Annotated in this window: 14 protein-coding genes; 8 read left to right on the plus strand and 6 right to left on the minus strand. The window is 39.2% G+C overall.

Going from position 1 to position 23,962, the window contains the following annotated elements; translation table 11 throughout:
* Positions 1–585 precede the first annotated feature (585 nt).
* The 7 genes from LC115_00005 (at position 586) to LC115_00035 (ending at position 15,575) form a co-directional block, all read left to right on the plus strand.
* The gene (locus LC115_00005; protein ID MCZ2355067.1) at positions 586–2,106 is read left to right on the plus strand and encodes a hypothetical protein; all 1,521 of its coding nucleotides are present in this window, start codon (positions 586–588) and stop codon (positions 2,104–2,106) included.
* Positions 2,107–2,199: 93 nt separating this feature from the next.
* Positions 2,200–10,656, plus strand: a complete 8,457-nt coding sequence (locus LC115_00010) for a PKD domain-containing protein (protein ID MCZ2355068.1) — start codon at positions 2,200–2,202, stop codon at positions 10,654–10,656.
* A 99-nt stretch (positions 10,657–10,755) separates the two neighbouring features.
* Positions 10,756–11,001, plus strand: coding sequence for a hypothetical protein (locus tag LC115_00015; protein MCZ2355069.1), 246 nt, complete (start codon positions 10,756–10,758; stop codon positions 10,999–11,001).
* A gap of 451 nt (positions 11,002–11,452) precedes the next feature.
* Positions 11,453–12,178 (plus strand): slipin family protein, encoded by a 726-nt coding sequence (locus tag LC115_00020; protein MCZ2355070.1) that lies wholly within the window; start codon positions 11,453–11,455, stop codon positions 12,176–12,178.
* Positions 12,179–12,335: 157 nt separating this feature from the next.
* Positions 12,336–13,559 carry a 2-oxoglutarate dehydrogenase complex dihydrolipoyllysine-residue succinyltransferase gene (gene odhB, locus LC115_00025; GenBank protein ID MCZ2355071.1) on the plus strand — a complete coding sequence of 408 codons (1,224 nt, stop codon included), beginning with the start codon at positions 12,336–12,338 and terminating at the stop codon, positions 13,557–13,559.
* A gap of 162 nt (positions 13,560–13,721) precedes the next feature.
* Complete coding sequence (locus LC115_00030) at positions 13,722–14,708, plus strand: MoxR family ATPase (protein MCZ2355072.1); 987 nt, start codon at positions 13,722–13,724, stop codon at positions 14,706–14,708.
* 81 nt (positions 14,709–14,789) lie between these two features.
* Positions 14,790–15,575, plus strand: coding sequence for a menaquinone biosynthesis protein (locus tag LC115_00035; GenBank protein ID MCZ2355073.1), 786 nt, complete (start codon positions 14,790–14,792; stop codon positions 15,573–15,575).
* A 4-nt stretch (positions 15,576–15,579) separates the two neighbouring features.
* Here LC115_00035 and bshC read toward each other — a convergent pair whose 3' ends face one another.
* From bshC to LC115_00050, 3 genes are read right to left on the minus strand one after another with little or no spacing between them, the layout of a single operon-like run.
* Positions 15,580–17,100 carry a bacillithiol biosynthesis cysteine-adding enzyme BshC gene (bshC, locus tag LC115_00040; GenBank protein ID MCZ2355074.1) on the minus strand — a complete coding sequence of 507 codons (1,521 nt, stop codon included), beginning with the start codon at positions 17,098–17,100 and terminating at the stop codon, positions 15,580–15,582.
* Positions 17,084–17,698 (minus strand): YigZ family protein, encoded by a 615-nt coding sequence (locus tag LC115_00045; protein MCZ2355075.1) that lies wholly within the window; start codon positions 17,696–17,698, stop codon positions 17,084–17,086. Before LC115_00045 ends, bshC begins: the two co-directional genes overlap by 17 nt.
* Complete coding sequence (locus LC115_00050; GenBank protein MCZ2355076.1) at positions 17,676–18,413, minus strand: PorT family protein; 738 nt, start codon at positions 18,411–18,413, stop codon at positions 17,676–17,678. Before LC115_00050 ends, LC115_00045 begins: the two co-directional genes overlap by 23 nt.
* Before the next feature lie 110 nt (positions 18,414–18,523).
* Between LC115_00050 and dnaG the strand changes: the two genes are divergently transcribed.
* Positions 18,524–20,542, plus strand: coding sequence for a DNA primase (gene dnaG / locus LC115_00055; GenBank protein ID MCZ2355077.1), 2,019 nt, complete (start codon positions 18,524–18,526; stop codon positions 20,540–20,542).
* Positions 20,543–20,553: 11 nt separating this feature from the next.
* Here dnaG and LC115_00060 read toward each other — a convergent pair whose 3' ends face one another.
* The 3 genes from LC115_00060 to LC115_00070 form a co-directional block, all read right to left on the minus strand.
* The gene (locus LC115_00060; GenBank protein ID MCZ2355078.1) at positions 20,554–21,486 is read right to left on the minus strand and encodes a DUF58 domain-containing protein; all 933 of its coding nucleotides are present in this window, start codon (positions 21,484–21,486) and stop codon (positions 20,554–20,556) included.
* Positions 21,487–21,488: 2 nt separating this feature from the next.
* Entirely contained in the window at positions 21,489–22,013 is a 525-nt protein-coding gene (locus LC115_00065; protein ID MCZ2355079.1) for a hypothetical protein, read from the minus strand.
* Between the two features lie 85 nt (positions 22,014–22,098).
* Positions 22,099–23,889, minus strand: coding sequence for a caspase family protein (locus tag LC115_00070; protein MCZ2355080.1), 1,791 nt, complete (start codon positions 23,887–23,889; stop codon positions 22,099–22,101).
* Positions 23,890–23,962: the final 73 nt, after the last annotated feature.

Consider the following 23,962-nt stretch of genomic DNA (forward strand, 5'->3'; position numbering starts at 1 on the left):
AATAAAAAATCCAATATGCAAAATATTGGTCTTGTTTATTTTTCACTATCGTATGACTTGTGTCTGAAAAAAATAAAAAAACTAATTTATAGAACCCACCTTTAATAATTTAGATTCTAACGTGTTGCGAAATACCTCAAAATCAATAACATTGCTTGTTTTTCTAAAGGATTGCCAATTGCAGACAAACGTTCAATAGTAAATTGCTCGTCAAATAGCTCTTTTTGCCATTGGTTTTATGCTCCTGTGATGTCATATTGTTTTCGTGTTAAATTATACGTAAATATACATATAATTACTTGAATAACAATGATTTAAATTATAGAACCCACCATAAATAATTCTGAGTCTCGTTCTTTTTCCGCCCATTTTTAGATGTTTTTGTGCTTCGACAATGAGGACAAGTAACCCTTGGTTTGACTTCTGGCATAAACGATAAAGTTAGTCTTTATTGCCAAAAACCTCATCATACTTTCTAAGCCAAACTGCCATTTATTCCGTTAAAATACTTTTTTTAAAAATAAAACATATTTAGGTTGTTAGGATTTAAAAAAAACTATCTTTGTGCAAGTATTTGTAAAGATTATGAAAAACATCGACAAATTTAGTTTAAGGGCATTGTGGGTGCCTATATTATTGTTTTTGTTGTGCATTGGCTATAATGTGCCCAAAGCATATTCTAATGCACTAAATATAACTGGCTTATCTGTAAATCAAACGAATAAGACGGTTACATTTAGTGTTCAGTGGCAAAATTCTTGGCGGGTAACTACATCTCCTTCAAACTGGGATGGTGTTTGGATATTTGTGAAATTTCGTAATTGCGGAACTCCGCCAACAACAGCGTGGTCGCATGGAGCGATGAGTGTAAACTTAGGAGACCATAACTTCGGATCTGATTTAGAGCCTACTTTTTCAGACGGATCTTCTGTAGGTATAGATGCCAGCCCAAACAATACGGGGGTAATGCTACGCAGAAATAGCGTTGGTATTTTTGCCTCTCCAGCAGCCACGACCATTACTTTAAACGTTACAAATCTACCCGGTGCAGGTACAGATATTGACGTTAAAGTATTTGGAATAGAAATGGTATTCGTTCCCGGCTCTGCTTTCTGGGCGGGAGATAACGCCAGTTGGGGCGGTTTATCCTCTATTTCAAATGCTAATGTAGCTTTTCAGGTAAGCTCTGAAAATGCTGTTACAGTTCATGCTGATAATAGTTGGAATGATGCCCAAGTTGATAACGTAAACTTACCCGCAGCCTATCCTAAGGGCTTCAATCCCTTTTATTGCATGAAATATGAAATTTCACAACATCAGTACAGCGAATTTTTAAATACAATTTCCAGTACCATTCAAAATGTACGTTACTTAGGAAATTTTAATTCATACAGAAACCGGAGTTCTAACACTGGAACCCCTCCCAACCTATATGTTTCAGACAGACCGAATAGGGCACAAAACTATCTTACTTGGGCAGATTTTTCTGCTTATTTAGATTGGGCTGCCCTAAAGCCAATGTCAGAGCTCCAGTTTGAAAAAGCCTGCCGAGGATTAGGACCGGTTGTTTCTGGAGAATTTGCATGGGGAACTACTAACATCTATCAAGGAACGGTTATATCTACCACCATACCCAGCGAAAACGGCACAGAAGTATTCCTCAACACACCTACATCTAACTGTAATTATTATTATGATGCATTCACAGGAGGTGGAGACGGAGGCTATGGCCCTGTTAGAGTAGGTATGAATGCTCTACCTACATCATCTACCCGTGAAGCTGCCGGTGCATCTTTCTATGGAATCCAAGACCTAACTGGTAATGTAGGTGAATATTGTGTAGCCGCTTCCGGCCAAAGCTTAGGCTATCTCGGCTCTTGGGGAGACGGTAATATTGATAACGCAACGGGCGTTCATACCCAAGGAGACTGGCCCGCCGGTACATTAACTTCTGGTTACCAAGTAGCCATTCGTGGTGGTGCATGGGATTCAGACGGTACTAGAATCCGTATGGATGACCGCTATGAGTATTATTCTGGTCGTGTCAATAGCTATTTTTATACTCGCGGCAATTGTAGTAGTTATGGCGGACGCGGTATCAGATAAAATTTGCCTAATTTGAATGTGTGCTTTTTAGCACACATTCAAAAACTCATGTAGAATTAGCGATAAACTTTGCAAAAAAACTGGCTGAAAGTTATGAAACAACTTTACTGCGTTCTGTTATTTATGATGGGATTGGTTGGCCATGCACAACCCCCCAATGATAATTGCTCTAACGCAATAGATATACCCATTCCAAACGGAGGTTTTGGGTATGGTAACTTTGTTTCATCACCAATAAGAATGCTCGGTGCTACTGTTCAGACGGGAGAGTTTATTCCCATTCAGCAAGTAGCCCGAGATAAAACAGTTTGGTTTAAGTTTCATTTACCGACTACGCGCGAAATCCGTATAGTTTTAGAGCAGTCCCAATCCCCGCCACCTATGCCGGCTACATGGGCCGGTTGGACATTATACAAGACCAATACCTGCTTGCCAGGTACTAATGAAGTAATAGACCCACCGATTATTAACATAGAAGGCTATACCCACATTTGCTTAAAATCGGGGGATTATATGATACAGGTGTCCTCAGTGGTTAATGCAAATGATTCCTTGCAGGTTCGCTTGATTGTAAACCCTTCCTCCGCTACAGAAACGCTATATGACTATGCCTCAAACCCACTAAACTTTGGGGTGATAAGCGGTGTAGGCCTGCCTAACTATATGAATCAAACGTACTTAGTTGGATGCCAGTCTATATTTAGCGGAGAGTTAATGTGCCCTGATACAAATTTTACGCAATCAAGTTGGCATATATTTACTACGGATAATTTAGTGGATTATGTTCGTTTTGAATTAGGAGAAAATCCATGGAGAACAAATATACCGGGTATTCGATATTTTGGATATAATTTATACAGAGGTAATGCCATGCAAGACTCAATTGCGGATGGAATACCTGCCGGAGGAACAAATTTAACAAGAATAGATAGTTGTAAAACCTTAACACAATCAAATTCAGGGGTTTATGCCGCTACTTGGAATGCTTGCCAGTTAGAGCCGAATACTACTTACTCAATACAACTATTTTTTAGCCGAACGTACTTTGGTAATATAAATGTTCGGATGTACGAAGTGGGTTCTAACCCTACTGCTTCTCCCTTTCCGGGAACGATTCCGCCTGCGTATCAGATTGGCAACTTATCCTATGGGAATAATAACCGGAGTGATTATTTTTCTTGTAATGGCCAAATGGCTTTGCAGGCACCTTGTGCGCCGGCAATTCCGGATAGCGCTAATTACAAATTAGGAGGATATACTTATGACTTAAACCAATGGACAACCTTTCAGTTAGATGTTCCGTCAAATATAGATTTTAGCGCGTGGTCATGGGGTAGCCCTGCGGTTTGGGTTCGCTTATATCAGGGTGATGCCGCATCAGGATGCGCCGGATTAACGTACTACGATATGTTTTCAGGCACTAAATTTATCCCGTGCTTACCAGCCGGAACGTGGAGTATTCAGTTATTGGGAACATCAAATCCACCTAATGCTCATCAATATTGGGTATCCCATTTAGGACGGCAGGTAAACCTTACAATCAGAAGGGACCAAGTAGGTGCAGAAAAATATGGACTTCGGAATACAACCCAAGTTGATAGCATAAACGGACTAAATGGATTGGTTTCAGGGCAAACGTATTATGCAAAAAATGATTATTTCGATTGCTCTACGACCCTTTTACCGGATGGAGATCTTTGCCGAGCCTCAAACGATAGGGCGATTTACCGACTTATTTATATCAACCAAAATGGAATTTTAGTATCGGGTGGAGGAGATTGGTGGCGTTTTCGCTACCGTTTATACAGAGGAGACCCCAGAACGGCTCCCGTAGTTAATGGCCGGTTACAAGGGCTTATTGACCAAGCCGGTTGCCAAAGTACCTATTATCCATTCAAAGTTTGTGTAGTACCGGGCTGGTACGTATTAGTAACTTTTGGGGACATTACGGATATTACCTATGGAGACCGCCCTTGGGTGCATTTTGATGCTTACCCTCCAACCATATTTACGAACCCTGTTGCTCCGGAGGTTTTAGATACAGTTTCGTTAAGCCGTTTATCCGTTTCGGCTACTCCAACACGTTTTTATTGTGATGATAACCCGCTCACAATTTTAGGATATGCTCCTTGTAACGGTGCTACAAAGCAAATATACCGCGAAGTTTATATTGCACAGCCCTCGCTATTGACTTTTACAGATAACACCGGCTCTTATTATTATGGAGGCGGAGTTAGCTATCGAATGTTTTCTGGACGCTTATCAACCAACTCTCTTACCGGTTTGTGGAAAGATTGTTATGGTGGCTTCACTACTTGTACACCGCCGGGTTGGTACACCATTGTGGCCTATGGTTACGGAAAGACATTTGTGGATCCTACGTATCCCAGTGGATTGGGAGGCTCAATTGGAGACAATAACACCTTTACGTTATCAATAAATCCAAATGTTCAGCGATTCAGGACATTTGCTACAGCAGATACCAGTTTCTTGCATGACCCACAAATTTTTTGGAGACCAAATACCGTACAGCATACTGCAAAATATCCCAAAAACGATACTACCTTTACTTTCCCCCAAGAATATTGGGATTGTGCAGACGACTTACCGTTTCCTCCGGGTATATTTGCCTGCAATGTAAGCCATAACCGCATTTCTTACAGAGTTTTTACCCTGACGAAGACTTCTTATGTGGTAATTAATAATTTAAATCCATGGCCGTATGGCTATCAATCTCGACTATATTCAGGCGACATTCGGGGACAGGCTCCGCCGTTTACCATTGCTCATGATTGTGTTTCAGACAACATGAAGTTTTGTAGCCTATCACCCGGAGTTTATACCTTAGTTACATTTGCAGGAAATGGAAATATAGGCTACACACATACACCCACAATTTATGTGGATTCTACGGGATATAGTAAGTTTGATAGATCTTCAAGTGCTTATAGCTTTGGGGAGATACCAAGCAATAGTACAGAATACTTGGGAAATCCTTCGGATCCATTAGGCCCATTTGGAAGAGCACCCAGTAACGACTTTTTCTTTTGTACTACTGGAGCTCCTTCTACCGACCCACATAATAACTGCCCAATAGGAAGTACTCATAGTAATAACCCGCCCGTTCAGCAATCATTGAATGTATATCGCCGTTCATTGTGGTACACATTTACCGTAACAGGGCCGGGAACTGTAAATGTATCAGTATATAACCGAACACCTTATAAAACATCTCAAACTCCATTTACAATATATTATTCACCTAACACTGTAATTCCCCCAACAGATTCTCTTTCACCACCCTTGCAGTACATAAATACTTCAACTAGTTGGTGGTGCGGAAATAGCCAAACAGTTTCTTTTTACATCGATCCATGTAATCCGGTTATTCAAAGACGTTATTACGTGATGGTGAACTGTAATTATTATAATGAGGCAAATAATCAAATTGAAGTAGGAGTTCGTTTTGACCCGGCACCTCCCAGTTTTGTGCTGTTTGACCATTATTCCCATGCTAATCAAATCAATGCAAATCCGACTACTCAAAGTTTTCCGCCATATACAAATTATACCTTAATAGATAGTGTTACTTTGACGGGTTATTTAGGTAACTTAAACTGCGCTACAAAAGATCCCACAGATCAAAATTCCTGCGGAAATAAAACTATTTGGTACAAAATTGTAGTAGGGAGAACCGGACGCTTACGATTTAATTATGACAGACCCAATGGAACTACAAACTATAACACAAGTGATATTCAGTTATATCGCTCTATAATACCGGGGGATTCAACCAATTCCGGCCTTGTTCGGGTTCCAGAAACATCACTGTCGGTCAATAATAACCCTAATTTCAACCCCGGCACATATTACACATGGGGGCAGGGTTGTGTATCTCCCGGTGTTTATTATTTAATGTTTACGGGTTGTAATTATCCAACTGAAACGGTACTTCCGCGTATTTGGTTTATTCCGGATAAGGGAGATTTGTGCAGTGACCCGGTAGCTCTAAATGCAGCTACATTTAGTAGTTTTGAGGATTCTGTTAGGGTAGATTGTCATACGATAGGAGAGGCTCCGGGCGAAGATGGCTCTAATATGGGATGTTTATCCGGCCCAACCGGCTATAAATCTACATGGTTCAGTATTGATGCAAGTACTTTGCCAGGGAAGTTTAATATGGATATACAGGTTATGAACCATACAAATTCGCCAGGAGATGAAATTCGTTATCGGGTAGCAACGGGGTCTTGTAGTAATTTAACATTTGATGAATGTGTTTCCCAGGGAGCTTTTATTATTTTGCACTTAAAATGCCGAACCGCAGGCTTCTTCCGCATTCAAGTTATTTCACCGGAATATGCTATCGGTTTTATTGGGTTAAAAACGACAGTTTATCCGGTTTCAGACACTCAGTGTGTCCCAATTCCACCGGAACGCCCACGAGCTTCGTTTCTATACACAGCTTCTTGTGCAAATCTGCCTGTATTTTTTACCAACACATCCTCCAGTGGGCCAAGTATAACCTACAAATGGCTATTTGGAGACGGAGATTCTTCGTTTGTAGTTAATCCAATACATTATTATGTATCCCCGGGAAATTATCCGGTACGGTTAATCGCTTTTAATGGAGGTGTTTCGGATACGATGTTGCGCTTTGTTTCTGTATATCCAAAACCCCAAGTTAGTTTTACCCTAAATCCTGCAAGCCCCTTAGCAGGAGAGCCAATAACGATTACGCCATTGATGGTTGATACTATCCCCGGTGCGACTTATTATTGGAATTTCTGTGCGGCTCCCGGGCCTTGCACAGCATCTCCGCAGTTTTATGTTGGCGTTACACCACCTCCGGTTTCATATAGCTTGCCGGGAAACAAACGTATATGTGTAACCATATCTAATGGAAACTGTGATTCTACCTATTGTCTTGACTTTACAGTCTTGATGACTCCTGTGTTTGTCGGTGGCCCTTATGACGGCCATGCAAATAGCAACTATACAGCTAATTGTGAACCTAATATATATGTTGGTGGCCCTTATGACGGCCATGCAACCGATAATGTTTCTGTGAATTGCTTTGCTAACATATATGTTGGTGGCCCTTATGATGGCCATGCAACTGATAATGTTTCTGTGAATTGCTTTGCTAATATTTTTGTCGGCGGCCCTTATGACGGCCATAGCTCGATATTACTTGCCGGAAATTGCTTAACCAATATCTACACGGGTGGCCCTTATGACGGCCATGCCTTAGATGTCGTTTTTGCTAACTGTATTCTACCTATATATGCTGGTGGTCCTTATGACGGCCACGCGACTGATGTACTGTATTCAAACTGTGTTTCTAACATTTTTGCCGGTGGCCCCTATGACGGCCACGCAAATGACTTAGCCTTTTCTAATTGTCTTGTTACTACGGTATATTCCGGTGGTCCTTATGACGGTCATGCAACCGATCAAGTTATTGTATGCCCACAAGATCCGGTAATTTGGGTTGGTGGCCCCTATGACGGCCATGCAACCGATGTATTGTATTCAAATTGCGTTTCTAACATTTTTGTTGGTGGTCCCTATGACGGTCATGCGTTAGATGTCGTTTTTGCCAATTGTATTCAACCTATATATGCTGGTGGCCCTTATGATGGCCATGCCTTAGATGTTGTTGTTGCTAATTGCATTCAGCCTATATATGCTGGTGGTCCTTATGACGGTCATGCGTTAGATGTTGTTGTAACGAATTGTACTCAGCCTATTTTTGTTGGTGGCCCTTATGATGGCCACGCAAGTGTATCTGCTGCAAGTGCTTGTTTTGCCAATATTTTCGTTGGCGGCCCTTATGACGGCCATGCAGATGTAGTAGTTACGGCAAATTGCACCGCCTTAGTATATGCCGGTGGCCCCTATGACGGCCATAGCTCTGTGTTGCTTACCGGAAATTGCTTAACTAATATTTTTGTCGGAGGCCCCTATGACGGTCATGCAACCGATAAATGGAGTAATTTCACTGCCCCCAATGGAGTTGCTTGTTATGGACAAACGGTAACTTTTAACGTAGCTTCTCCTACAAATTGGTACGATTCACCTGTGTCTCCGATACCGATAGCTTCAAATACAAATTCATTTACAACGCCTCCATTAGATCAAACCAAGATATATTACATACAAAATACTTGCACCGGAAATCGTAGCCAAATTATTGCTCAGGTGAACTACCGCCCTGTACCAGAATTTACTTTTTCTAAAACTTGTTTGAATCAACCGGTTCAATTCTATAATATCACTCAGGTTTCTGGCCTCACTCAACCAACAATAGGTGGCTTAGGATTTCCTGTTTCGGCAGCCTCTACGGTTGGAGTACCACCTCCCGCAGGCAGAATAAGTTTTAGTAATAACTGGTTATATTATAGCTATCTCTATGACGGCTCATCATCAAGTTCTGCATGGACAATGGGTTCGCATCCTACGGGCACTTACTGGGTACAATGGAACTATCTATCCAAAAAATCAGTCAATCGTTTTTATTATTGGGCACCTTCTGGAAATTCGCCCACAGAACTAAGGCTGTATTTTGCTGATTCAATGGGTTGGAAGTTAGTTAAGGTATTTAAGCCGGCTTCCGGTGGCGGAAACTTCGATACATATAATATCCCTGAAACAAATTGCTTATTTGCCAACCGTTGGAAACTTGAAGTGGACGCACCTGCAAATTCAATAGATTGGCGTGAGTTCCAAGTATTTGCCTCAACACCAACAATAGGTGGAAATCCTACTTGGAATTTTGCAAACGGAGACACCTCTACTGCCCAAAATCCTACTACAATATACACAGTGCCGGGTATTTATAATCCTACCCTAACAATTTCATTGCCGGGTAATTGTGATTCTTCTACAAGTACCTTCTTGAATATGGGAACCCAAGCGTACTTGCACTATCGCTCAAAACAGGTAGGTAATTGGTCTGATACATCTACTTGGCAGATTGGAGATCCAATACTTGGAGTTTGGTTGGATATGGGGCTTTACAATTCTGGCTGCGGGAGCGCAAGCTATCCAACACGCTATTCCAGAACGATACTTGTGCGCCATAATGTACTTTACAATCATACAATCCCCGCAGACACTATGGTAGATGAACTAACTATCAACAATGTAGGGAATTTGAAAATTCCACTTAATAATACCTTGTATCTGCATGATACTACTAACGCATGGACATCTAACGACTTAGAAAATTATGGTCGCCTTGAGATAGAAGGAGACTTTACTCCGGTTGGAAACGCTATTTTGGCCAATGATAGCCTAAGTACCGTTGCATACATACGTGCAGGAAATCAAAATATGTGGGCAGGTAAATATGGCCGTTTGGAGATACGTAACGGTGGAGAGAAGTTTTCTACGGGTAATTCCAGTGCAACTACCGAAGTTCAGTTCCAAAGCGGACATATCACATTAGGAAACACCACATTTACTCTTGGGGACTCCGCAATAATTACCGGACACGAATATAACACCGGATACTTCGTTACCAATGGAACAGGAAGCCTCAAAAAACGAAGCATCGGCGGAACACAGCAAACATTCTTATTCCCGATAGGACATTCTACGGCATCATACAATCGCTTACAATTGTGGAATCAAGGGACAAAAGATAACTTTTCTGCTCGTGTAAGTGGCACCTTTGAGCACAACGGACCAGTTCCTCCCAACCAATTAGAAACCACGTTCTCTGTAAATCGTACATGGCATGTCGAAGAAGAAATACCCGGCGGGTCATTAGCAGATATTAAAGTTTGGTGGATTACGCCACACGAAAATGCCTCTTTTGATAATACTCAGGCATTTATGGGACACTGGTATTCAGGTAGTGGAACGTGGATGCAAGAAAGTACTCCGGCTCAGTCCATAGGAGTAGGAAATAACATCTCGCCGTGGACATATAAAGCAAACGGATTTTCAAGTTTTTCTCCTTTTGCAGTTGGTTCTGACCCTGTTATTTTGCCTATTCGCCTACTTAGTTTCAAAGGAAAGTTACACGGTAAAGATGCTTTACTTACTTGGGAAACAGCAGACGAAGTTAATTGTTCCGGATACCGGCTTCATCACGCTTATCAAGTTACTAATCAATGGGAAATGCTAACTTGGCAAGATGCTCAGGCGCAATCATATAATTCCTATCAGCACATACATAAGAACTTACCGGATGGCCGCCATTTCTATCAGTTAGAACAAGTTGATTTTGACGGACGTGTATTTTGGTCAGAAATAGTAGAATTGGTTGTAAAGGACGGAGAAGTTTTATGTGTACTATATCCTAACCCTACTAATCAGGCAGTTACTCAGCTTTCGCTCACCTTACCGGAAGAAAATACCATAGAAATTGCTGTTTACAATTCTATTGGCCAACAAGTTTGGAAAGTGAATCCAACACTTCTGGAACGTGGTAATCATACAATATTACTTCCAGCAGGGTCATTAGCCGTTGGCACGTATCATGTACAAGTTCGTTTAAAAGATCAGGTAATTAACCAGAAATTAGTTATTACTCGTTAGTTTATAGAAGATTGCTTTGGCTTGTAACTTAGGAGATATAAATACTATATTCCTCTATTGGATTATGTCGCAGCCAGTATATCAAAAAATTAACTAATATTGAGCGGTATTTTTTATTCATTTTCATGCTTTCTGAACTCAATGGTAGCACACCTAAGTATAGACGAAATTTGTACGGATAATTGGGATGCCTTTTCGGCTGTATTTGGGGGCAGAAATCACCAGATTGGTAAGCATTTAACGAAGGAGGTAGAAGGTGTAAATAACTCATTACGAGCCAGAAACAGAAGATTTGTCAGGGGACTACTTACTTTTCCAAGAAAACAGAGAATCATGATGCTATGATTGCAATAATGATTCACCAACGAAATTATAGCTTTCATACTTTCTGAACCACAACCAAATATTCAACGGTAGTGCTTTAATTTTCGCTACTTCACAAAATTGCTAAAACATTAGTCAGAATATCGCAGATGACACTTGATGATAAAATCTTAAAAATAAACCGCCACCTGTTTGATAATGGGGCAAGCAAACTAAACAGGGTATTGCGGAGCTTTGTCCCAAGGGGTTCGACTCCCCATTTGCGTTGGTTGCAAATTGCGTCTAAAAACGCTCCAGCCTGTTACGCTGAAAACAAAAAAGAGAAGAACAGAACAGCAATGTTCAACCTGAATGTAAGCCTGTAAGACAAGAGATACCGGTTGGATAAATTATTCAAACTTAACTTAGCTTCCCTTAACTTTGGTGTTCTTCTCTCTTTTTTTATTTAACTGATTAATAAAACAACATAATAATGAGAATATTCAAAAAACAATATCAAGTAAAACCAAACACAGTTGGCTTTTTGTATAGGGACAACATTTTTGAGCAAAAACTAACTTCAGGCTATTACGAAATCTGGGATTGGAAAAACAGAACAGAATTATTTACACTTCCCGAAACATCAAAACTCTTGACAATCACGAATCAAGAGGTACTGACAAAAGATAATGTTGCTTTGCGTTTTTCATTTAACGTAATTTACAAAATAATAGATGGCCAAAAGTTTCTGGGCAAATTTACTCTTGACAAACAGATTTATGCAATTATACAAGAAGCCGAACAACGGATTTTCAATATAGTTCAACTATACATCCGTAACAAAATAGCTGATTTGGATAGTGAATCATTAAACGAAAAACGAAACGAACTTACCGACTTCAAAACCGAAGAGATGGAAAAAGAAATTTCTGAATTTGGAATAACGATTGAACAAGCAAAACTACGTGATTTGACTTTTCCAAAATCTATTCAAGACTTATTTGCAAAACATTTGGAAGCCAAAATCAGAGCAAAATCTGAACTTGAAAATGCACGAACAGCCGTTGCCACAGCAAGAGCACTAAAAAACGCCTCTGACCTGATGAAAGATAACGAAAATATTAAATTCTTCCAAATCATTGAAACAATTACGAAAATTGCAGAAAAAGGAAAGCATACTTTTATGATTGGAGACATTAACCAATTGGCAAAAAAATAAGATACACTAAATCAACTTAAATTCAAAAATATCAAAGAATTAGTTAAGATTGTAGAATGTTTCAAAAAGATAAAATACTGTTTTTACATTAAAAAAGCAGATTAAAGCAAATTCTTTTTCGTAGTATTGCGTTTCTTTGCAGTAAGAATAGAAAATTATGGTACTTGAAATGAAAGTCCCCAGCCCGGGTGAGTCCATTACTGAGGTAACAATAGGTTCATGGCTAAAAAAAGAGGGTGATTATGTGGAGCAAGACGAGATTTTGGCTGAAATAGAATCAGATAAAGCAATGCTTACGCTGAATGCAGAAGTAGCCGGATCACTGAAAATATTAGTTTCTGCCGGAACTACGGTTAAGGTAGGTGATACAGTCTGCTCTATTGATACTTCCGCTGCAAAAACAGTATCAAAAACTACCGAGAATCACATTACAACAAATCCAGAAAATACTTCGGTAGAGTCTAACGCTAACGGCTCCTATACCCAAAATTTACCTTCTGTTTCTGCTCAAAAAATGATAAATGAGCAAAATATAGATACATCTACTCTTCAAGGCACAGGAAGGGGAGGCCGCATTACCAAAACGGATATTATTGAGCAAGGTAAACCCAAAGTGGTCGTGGTAGATGTTCCCAACAAAGAAAAAAGCATCGAGAAACCGGCTGCTATTAGTTCAGACCTCAGAGCGCAACGTAGTGAAAAAATGAGCCAATTACGTAAACGGCTCGCGCAACGCCTCGTTTCCGTAAAAAATGAAACCGCAATGCTTACTACCTTTAATGAAGTAGATATGAGCGGCATTATGGACTTACGGGCAAAATACAAAGAATTATTTAAAACAAAGCATGATATTGGCTTAGGATTTATGTCATTCTTTACCAAAGCAGTAACGATAGCTTTGGCAGACTTTCCCGTAGTAAATGCACAGATTCAAGGAGACGAAATCTTGTTTTCTGATTATGCAGACGTAGGAATTGCTGTAAGTACAGAAAGAGGGCTTGTAGTACCAATACTCCGAAATACAGAGTTAATGTCTTTAGCAGATATTGAAAAAACAATCATCAGCTTAGCCAATAAAGCACGTGCCGGCAAATTAAGTATTGATGAAATGACCGGCGGCACTTTCACTATTACCAATGGTGGTGTATTCGGCTCTTTATTATCAACGCCAATCATCAATCCGCCACAAAGCGCGATTTTGGGTATGCACAATATTGTAGAACGCCCGGTAGCCGTTGAAGGACAAGTAGTTATACGCCCAATGATGTATATTGCTCTTTCCTATGACCATAGAATTATTGACGGGAAAGACTCCGTAAGTTTCCTCGTTCGCGTTAAGCAACTCTTAGAAGATCCCGCCAGAATACTATTAGGCGTTTAACTGCGAAATCCATCCCAAAAATCACTAAAAGATAGATTACCCAAACCAGATTGCCTTTTGAATATAATTCATAAAAATAATACGGTTTGTTTGGGTAATCTAATTTCTTTTGCAACTTTACCGCTCTAAATAATTTTAAAAAATTACGCTGAACTCGTTTTTATGAACGAATTATATAAATCAGATACCGAAGCTGCCCAAGAACTTACCAACAAGTTTAAAGCACTCAAAAAAGAAATTGCCCAAGTTATCATTGGCCAAGAAGCGATAATAGATAAACTGCTAATTGCCTTATTTTGTAAAGGCCATGTATTATTAGTAGGAGTTCCAGGATTAGCTAAAACTCTTTTAATCAGTACAGTATCTCAAACATTAAAGTTGAATTTTAGCCGAATTCAATTTACTCCGGATTTAATGCCGGGAGATATTTTGGGAACAGAAATATTGGAAATTGACAAAGAGAGTGGTAATAGATACTTTAAATTTGTTCATGGCCCTATTTTTACCAATATGCTGTTGGCGGATGAGATAAACCGGACTCCACCTAAAACGCAGGCTGCTTTGCTGGAAGCGATGCAGGAAAATAAAGTAACTATAGCCGGCCAGCAGCACCTCTTAAGCCAGCCGTTTTTTGTGTTAGCCACCCAAAACCCGATAGAGCAGGAGGGTACTTATCCACTGCCGGAAGCCCAGTTAGACCGGTTTATGTTTAATTTGGTACTTGATTATCCCTCTTTCCAGGAAGAAGTCAATATCGTTAAAGCGACTACTACCCTTAACCAACCGCAGGTTTCTTCGGTTTTAAATGCAGCAGAAATTATAGCATTTCAGCAACTGGTTAGAAAAGTACCTGTTCCGGATAATGTTATAGAATACAGTGTGCGGTTAGTGAATAAAACTCGAAAAGGAAATAGCGAAGCACCTGCATGGGTTTCTGACCTGATTTTGTGGGGCGCAGGACCAAGAGCCTCCCAATATCTTATCTTGGGCGCAAAAGCCCATGCCGTATTGCATGGTAGATACTCTCCTGATATTGAAGATGTTAAGGCGGTCGCACTACCAGTATTGAGGCATAGAATAGTACCGAGTTTTAATGCAGAAGCTGATGCAATTTCAGCAGACGAATTGGTACGCAGATTACTCGTTTAATGAGGATCAGTTGCCCTAAAACCCGTATAAAATATCTAAAACGTTAAAATTTTAACGTTAAACCTTTGAATTATAGCTAACATGATACGAATTGCTGCTGTTTCTTACCTAAATACACGCCCTTTTTTAGCCGGTATTGAAGCAAAATTAGATAAATCATTATATTCAATACAAACAGAAGTTCCTGCTAAATGTGCGCAACTACTTGAAAATGATGTAGTTGATATAGCCCTAATACCAGTTGGCTCAATGCCGGATTTTGAAGAGTTGAGGTTGATGTCAAACTACTGCATTGGTGCAGATGGTTTTGTGGATTCGGTGCTGCTTTGCTCCCGAAAACCCCTTGAAGAAGCCCAAACTGTTTTTATGGACCCAAGTTCCCGTACCTCAAACGGTTTGGCCAAAATATTATTTCATCACTATTGGAAAAAAAAAGTAGCCTTTAAAGATGTTACAAATTATTTTGATCAAGTAGCTGATAATGTAGCTGTTGTAATCATTGGAGATACTGCTTTGCAAGTAAGAGATTCATTTGAAAATATTTATGACTTAGCCTACATCTGGAAAGAATGGTGCTCTCTGCCCTTTGTATTTGCTGTTTGGGCATACAAACCACAAAACGAACGTATCAAAGATAATATTTCAAAGATTGCTGAAGCATTTGACTATGGAATTAACCATTTAGATTCAGTAGCTCAAACTTGCTCGGCAGAGTTTAATATGCCTACAGACGAAATCGCTGAGTATTTTAAATACTCGATAAATTATCGGCTAACCCAAGAACATAAAGAAGGGTTAAACCGATATTTACAAGAGCTGTGCGCTCTCGAAAACCTAACTTTGCCAAAGTATATTTTTGAATATTAAATTCCTACTTAGAAGTAAGTAGCTCAATTTGAATAGGTTTTCCGTCAAAAAGACCAATATTTTCTTGGATTTTAGGAATCAGATCTGGATATAAGGTAGTTAGATAAACCCAATTTAGAGTACGTTCTTGGGTAAAGCCGTCCGGCTGAATTTGGTTTTTTAAATCAAATAAGGATTCAAATAGCTGCCGATTTTTGGGATATAGCCTTTTCCAGAATTTCTTCTCCCAATGTGTAAAATGTTTGTTTAATGTAACCAAAAAGCTCTTTTGGGTTGCATCTGCCAATAAAGATTGCTCCACCAAACCTTGTGAAAATTGCTCTGCTTGTAATAATAAATTGTTGAAATTCAGCTTAACTTGTTCATTATCATATAGTTTCATAGCTATTTTTTTACGCAACTCAGCATTAGGTAAAAAAATATCTTCAAAAGGTAAGCCGGAATCTTCCCATGATTTTCGTTGGGCTTGTGTGTATAGAAATCCGGAAAACCTAGGCAAAAGTATCGGAAAATGTACATTCCAATGAGAAAAAAGTCTTTTGAGCTGTAACCAATAAGCAATTTCTCCCCAACCTCCGATATACGCAAGATTTGGTAGTATAACTTGTTGATAAACAGGTCTTAACAAAACATTAGGGCTGAAATTTTCGGGATATTCTTGAACTTCTTGTAATAAATTATGAATATTATTCCACGATTTAAAGTTTTCTGCCTGAAAGGAATCTGTATTATGCTCAATTCTAATACGTTTATTTTCAGCTAAGTAAAACCAATTTACTTTTCGGGCAAAAGCCTGAATTGGATAACCATATTTAGACAGAAGGCTGTTTGTTTCATTGATAAAATAAAATGAAGAATGATTTTTTAAATCATCCGTAAGATAAGGGATAATTTCCTGCTTGAGGGTTCGGTCGTTAGCGTCAATAATGATTAAGCCCAACGAGTTGAAATAGTGGTGTATCAGTTCACGGAAATTGGTTTTCCAGTGTTTTTTTTGTTGAAATTTTGGATGTAAAAAAGGCTGATATTCTGCCGGAATTTCTTGCGGGTCAAACAAAATATCGCCCACACCTCCGGTATTTTCGGATTGAGAATATTGAACTTTTTGGGAGTAATTTAAAAAAAAATGATTAACTTCTTGAATATCATGGTCTTCTGTTGCCATCCAAAAAATCGGAACAACTGGTTTTTGGGGATTTTTTTGGGTTAATTCATTTGCTAATGCTATTGTATGCAGTATTTTGTATAAAACAAACAAGGGGCCACCATTTAAGCAAAGCTGATGTCCTGTTGTAACTGTATAGCAATCAGCCTGTTCTAAAACAGATAATGTTTTGGGTAGCTCTAATTCTCCATACTGTTTTCGGATGGTAGAAACTAATTTTTGGCGGAGGCCAGTAGAATACTTCGGAAAAATATCAAATTGATTTTTGGATTCTAAAAACTGCTTTTCAGATACAAATTCTTGTAAATCAATTTCTTTTGCTAAAAAGTTTTGTGCTATGGATTTAAAAGAGCCTTCCATGAATTGTAACGGGGCAAGGAGATGCGTTGAGAAAGTCTGCTACATCTTGGGTGTTTATTTGGGCGGTCAGTAGTACCGATGTTGTGTGTGTGGAGTTTATCACAACTCCCTGATAACGAGATATTAGACTTCTGATTTTGCTTTCTAATGAGTAAGTACACTGAATTTCAACAGTTGTTTTTGAGACAAAAGGTTCAGTTATAGTTTGTTCGATAGCGATATTAGCTGCCGCTTGGTAAGCGTTAATGAGTCCGGGGATTCCCAGTTTGGTTCCGCCGTAGTATCTAACTACTGCGATAAGCACTGCATTGAGTTTGGCGGAGCGAATTGCACGTAAGATTGGTGCACCAGCAGAATGGGCAGGCTCGCCATCGTCGTTGGCAAAAATAATTTCTCCAAACTCCCCCAAACGCCACGCATAGCAAATATGCGTAGCATCGGGATACAATTGCCGCAGAGAAGCTAAACACTCTTTGATAACTACCTGTGATGAAACAGGATACAGGAATCCTAAAAATTTAGATCCTTTTTCTTTATAAAAACTTTCGCTCTTGGCTTTAGGTGTTAATAGATTTTCAGGAGCCAAAGCGTAAGCCATAACGACCAAAGGGTTTGTTGTCAAATGTCAAAACAAAGCCCAACCCTACCACAAAACCTACCGTTAAATTACTGGCTACACTACGATTAGCCGGTTTAAACTGCTCATCTTCAATATCTTCAAGAGAATATTCACCTCGTAAATGAGTGCTGATATACATATTCTCTGCAAACCAATAATCTAATCCTAAGCCACCGGCAATTTCGATAGTTCCTTTTTTGTAGAGGTCTTTAAATGAAACATTGGGTTGGTTGGGAATGCTTACACCTGTTTCTGCTCCATTTACTTTGTAATTAGCGTTGGTTATCATAGAATATTGCGGCCCGGCATACAACGTAAACATAGGAAAACCGTCCGGATTTGTATTCAGTTTAAAAAATAAAGGAATTTTTAAGGTAGAAAACGACTTGTGGGAGTTAAATGTTGTATCCATATTTCCAACTTTAAATGCACCTTTATATTTTTGGCCTTGATTAGCGTAATAAATACCCGTTTCAATACCAAAAGAGTTGGTAAAGTTTATTCCGATAGCACCTCCTGCTCCCCAGCCAATTGTTAGATCATAATCTAATTCTGACCCTGCATCACTATCTTGCTTGTTCAAAATAGAAGAATATTGCGGGTAGCCACGCAACCCAAAATACATAAAACTTTGCCCATGAACGTTTGCCGCTACAAAAATGAGCCACAAAAGCGAGAGTACTACCTTTTTCATGATTAATTTTTGCCCAAAAATACAAACTTACCTGAAAATAGCAACTTTGTTTTAAAAACCTTTTTCGGCTGATAGGCAAAAAAAGCGGAAATTTGTAATATCTGTCTCTTATGGCTTATTCCAGAATTCCGGATTCTATCGTTGAAAAAATTTTACAAACTGCCGATATCGTAGATGTAATTTCAAGATATGTGGATTTGCGTAAAAAAGGTGCTAACTATTGGGGGCTTTCGCCTTTCAAAACCGAAAAAACGCCTTCTTTTTCCGTAAATCCAGATAAAGGTATTTTTAAATGCTTTAGCACAGGCAAAGGCGGTACGATGGTTTCATTTGTCATGGAAATGGAAAGTCTGAGTTATCCGGATGCCCTCCGCTTGTTAGCAGATTGGTATCATATTGAAGTGCCGGAAATAACAACAGATGATACCGAATTTACAGAGGCCAAACAGCAAGAATTACAGTTGTATGCCTTAAATCAGTTTGCCAGCCAGTTTTTTGTTAATCAATTACAAAAGTCTGAGGGTCAGCGTATTGGATTACCTTATTGGGAAAAAAGAGGCATTTTATCTACCACCATGAAGTCGTTTCACTTAGGATACGCACCCCAAGAAGAATGGAACGAACTTACACAGGCAGCCTTAACAGCCGGATATTCAGAGGAAAATTTATTAAAAATAGGGCTATCCTTTCGTTCTGAAAAAACAGGAAATCTAATTGACCGGTTTAGAGGAAGAGCTATTTTCCCAATATTAAACTTAAATGGCAAAATAGCCGGCTTTGGCGGCAGAATATTATCTAAAGATTCCAATCAAGCAAAATATGTTAATTCATCTGAATCAGCTATTTACAATAAATCTAAGATTTTATATGGCTTATTTCAGGCTCGTTCAAATATCAAAACAGATGGATTTGTAATCTTGGTAGAAGGTTATACAGATTTACTTTCTCTGGTGCAAGCTGGTATCAAAAATGTAGTTGCTTCCGGTGGAACTTCTTTAACCGAAGACCACGCCCGTTTGCTATTGCGGTTTACACACCAAATCCTGATTTTCTTTGACGGTGATGAAGCCGGTGTTAAAGCAGCTATCCGAGCAGTAAAAATATTAGCCCAAAAGGGATTTAGTATCAAAGTCTTACTACTTCCGGATAACCATGACCCAGATTCATTTGTGCAGCTTCATGGCAGTGAACGAACCCGTGAATATATCAAAGAAAATGCCGAAGAGTTTGTGGACTTCGTGATTAATAGCTACACCCAGAAAAACGACATTTCCAACCCAATCATCCGAAAAAAAATAATAGAAGAATTGGTGGAGTTGATAGCTGCAATAGAAGATCCTGTTCAAAAAGCTATCCAACAGCAATATATAGCTAAAAAACTCAAAATATCAGAGCAAATTATCGCCTCTGCAACCAATAAATTCTCTGCCCAGCAAGTTCAAAAAAGACATCTAAATGTTCCCCAAAATCAACTTGAATCAAAACTGAATATTCAAACAGATAACTTTTACTGTGAAAGTGAAATTATCCGAATTTTGATAAAATACCCCAACCAAATAATCGAAATAGAAGCCGAATCCGAAAACCCAACCCATACGGCTACCAAAATCCAAACCACAGTAATTGATTATGTCAAACTTGAACTTTCTGATAACTCGTTTGAAAACCCTGTTTTAGAAAAACTTAGAGTCCGAATCTTATTTGAAAACCCGGATAAACTTAAGATAAAAGAACAACAGTTAGATCTTGACTGGTTGATAAATGAGGATTTACAGCCGGATGCTTCTTTCATAACGGAATTATTAAATCAGAAATACCAAGTAAGCCCAAACTGGAAGGAAAAACATCATATTTGGATACCTCCACTTGACCAAGATTTATCCAAAATGCTGTATAAAACAATTCTCTGGCTGAAATTAAACAAAGTCAGGAAATTAACACAAGAAAATCAAGCCCGTTTAGATGAGCTATCCTCAAAATCAACCGAAAATTTTGAAGAAGAAGCTATATTATTAAAAGAAGAAGCTATATTATTAAAACGCAGTTCAGAACTTGGTAAACTCTCTAAAAGAATCGCACAAGAGTTAGGTACGAATGTATTACCTACCCACCCAAAGCCAGATAGCTGATATTCCGGTAATTATCTACGTATAAGGCTTTGTCTTCGGATAAAATATTCCTGTAATGCCCTATCAAAAGGTTTCTGAATATCCACTTCTACATAATCAATTTGATATTCGAGGCATTTTTTGCGAATCAGTTGTTGGCGGCTTTTCATTTGTTCTTGATACGCTTGCCGAATCTGCTGCGGCACCACATTTAACTCTTCGCCGGTTTCTAAGTCCTTGATAATTAGCGGTTGATCAGGAAAGTTAAACATAAACTCTGTATCAAATTCCAAGAGTTGGAAAATGATTACTTCATCTTTTTGGTGGCGCAGATGCTGCAATGCCGGAAATAATGCCTCAAAATTAGGGTTCTGGCTGAATAAATCGCTAATCAACACAACCACTGAGCGTCTATTGATTTTTTGTGCAAGTTGATGCAAAACATCTTCGGTAGCTGTTCGGTGGGTAAAGACATTTTTTTCTTGCACAACTTGTTCAAGTTTTGCAAGCATTGGCAGCAGTGCTGTTGGTTTTACTCTGGGCGGGTGGTAGAATGTTATTTGGCTATCAAAAAGTGCCAGCCCGGAAGCGTCTTTTTGTAATTGCATCAAATATTGTAAGGAAGCGGCTAAATACGCGCCATATTCTAATTTTGAAATTCCATTTTGTGGATAGCGCATGGAATCGCTGGTATCCAAAATCACTTGGCAGCGTAAATTTGTTTCTTCTTCGTAGCGTTTGGTATAAAGCCGTTCTGTTTTTCCGAAAATTTTCCAGTCAATATTTCGCAGTGGTTCTCCGGGATTATAAGGACGGTGCTCTGCAAACTCTACCGAAAAACCATGAAAAGGACTTTTGTGTAACCCCATTAAGAAGCCTTCCACAATCATTCTGGCCTTAATCTCAATATTCTTGAGACGGCTTATCGTTACCGGATCAAGATAACGAGTCCCTAATAACGCCATTATTAGGGAATTATCAGGATTTTAAAAGAACCATTTATGAACTTGGTCGTATTAACACTGCCCGGCTTTATTGTAGAGCCGGAAAAAGTTCCTTCAATAACTTTTTTACCGTCATTGGTAGGCGTTACGGAAGTAATGGTAATATTATCTGAAGAAGTGCTTACTCCAACAGAAGTTTCTGTGGTATTCCAAGCCAAAGAATTCATATTTGAACCCTGTAACGGATATGTTTTTGCTGCAATATCGTTAAAGTTAGCTGAACCTATATCTAACGTAATGGATAGATTTTGAGTTGGGGAAAGGCTTTGTGCCGTAATAATGACTGACTTAGCACTGCTGCTAAAAGTTCCAGCTGGAACCGAAGTAGTAAATTTGAATGGATAAGACGTGCCGTTTGTGGTATCTACATCTACTTTTAAAAAATAACCGGTAACTTGTGAACCCGGTACATCATCATCTCCTTTTTTACAACTTACTGATATTAAGCTGATTAAGCCTAAAAAAATCCAGAAATATCGTAGCTTCATATATTGTTTTGCAAGTTATGTAAATTTTCCAATACAGTGAAAGATTACCTTTAGATATTTATGGGTTTAAACAGTCATTAAAAAGCTATTCAAACTCCCAATTTTTCCATGCTTCTTCAGCTACTTTGCTTGAAATAGCGGTGGGTTCTTGTTCTATAGATCGAAAGAGTATTGAATGTAAGGCAGTTTCTTGTTTTACTTCCAAAAATAGTTTTTCATAAGAAATAGTTTCCGGATGTTGTTTGAGGCTTTTTAGCAGGAAGTAAGTAAAAAGTCCGTGTTTAGCTTCTGGATAGGGGAGTGAAATTTGGCTGGGGCTGCAAGCGGCAAATAATACGGAGTTTCCGGAAAGTTGTAACGGTTTGGGTAAGATTTTAATACCTCTTGCTGCTAATGGGGAAGCATTACGTGCGCCTCCGGCAAAACAAGCATCTATAAATGCAGTGAAACGTTTATGTGGATTTTGGGTTAGTTTTTCTAATACCAATGACACCCGAAAACGCTCATCTGGCTGGTTTGCAGGAACATCAACCGGTAATAAATATGATTCTTTGGTTTCTATATGTGGAACTCCGTGCCCTGCATAGTAAAAATAAATTTCGGCTTTGCCATCGCTTTGGGCTAAAATTCGTTGTGTTTTTTCTATTGCCTGCTGCATCTGGGTGGCTGTTCCATCTAAAACAAAAATGATATTTTGTGCAGGGACACCAAGCCTTTTTTCGGCATATTGTCTAAAAATAACGGCATCTTGTTGGGCATAAAGCACATCCATTTCCGGAGCTAATTGCGGCTGCGCACTGGCATAAGATTCATTACCAATGACTAACGCAAATTTATTAATATCTTTTTTTCCTGTTTCAGGAATATCTACATCTACATTAACTGTTACGGACGGGCTGGGTAATTGTGGGTCAAATGGATAGGGTACAATTCCGAGATAAGATATATCCCAAAGTCGTATGGTTTTATCTGCTGAGGCTGTGGCTAATAGTGTTGCATCGGGGCTAAAAACAGCCTGCCATAAAGAGCCGCTATGACCGGTTAAGGTTGCCACGATGGAGCCACGTTGGGTATTGCACAGCGTTACGACCGGATTTCGAGAGCATATTGCCACAACCTGCCCATCAGGGCTGAATGAAACATGACGCACAATATCACTTTGTTTGGGAAAAGTGCGTAATAACGCTCCGGATCTTACGTCCCAGAGATAAGTGTTTCCGTCAAGCCCGCCGGTAAGTACAAAATTTCCGTTTGGGCTAAATTGAATGCTCCGGATAGTGTTGTAATGACCTTTTACGGACATTTTTTCTACGCCGGCATCGGGCTCTAATAATCGCCAAGTATTATCTGCTCCAGCAGTTGCCAAGTATTTTCCGTCCGGGCTAAAACACAAACTATACACCGAATTACGGTGCTTCCGAAACTCCTCCTGCCATTTCTCCGGAAATGTCCATATCTGAATGGAATTATCCCGGCTGCAAGCTGCAACAGTATTGCCTTTTGGAGAAAAACAAACCTCTTCAACAGCATCTTTAAATCCTTCAAAGGTGTATAAGCAACTCCCTGTTTGCCAGTTCCATACTTTTACTGTCCTATCGCTGCTTCCGGAAAGCAGTAAGTCTCCATCCGGGCTTAATGAAAGTGAATTGACACTGGCGGTATGGCCACTTAGCACACGAACGGTATCCATTGCTTGGATGTCCCATACAAATATTTGCCGGTCGCTACTGCCGGAAAATAAATATCGCCCGTCTTTAGAAAAACATACTGAATTTACATCGCTTTTATGCCCACGTAATACCTTAAATTTCTGGCCAAAAGTAAAACTACCGATTCCGAATAGAAACAAAAAGAGTAGAGATTTTACAACGTTCATGGCTACATTTTTTTACTACTACACAAAAACAGTGCCTATTTTGATGCTGTTTTCTTTTTGTAGTTACTATTTT

This window comes from Bacteroidia bacterium, assembly GCA_026932145.1.
In the GTDB taxonomy this organism is placed as follows: Bacteria; Bacteroidota; Bacteroidia; order J057; family JAIXKT01; genus JAIXKT01.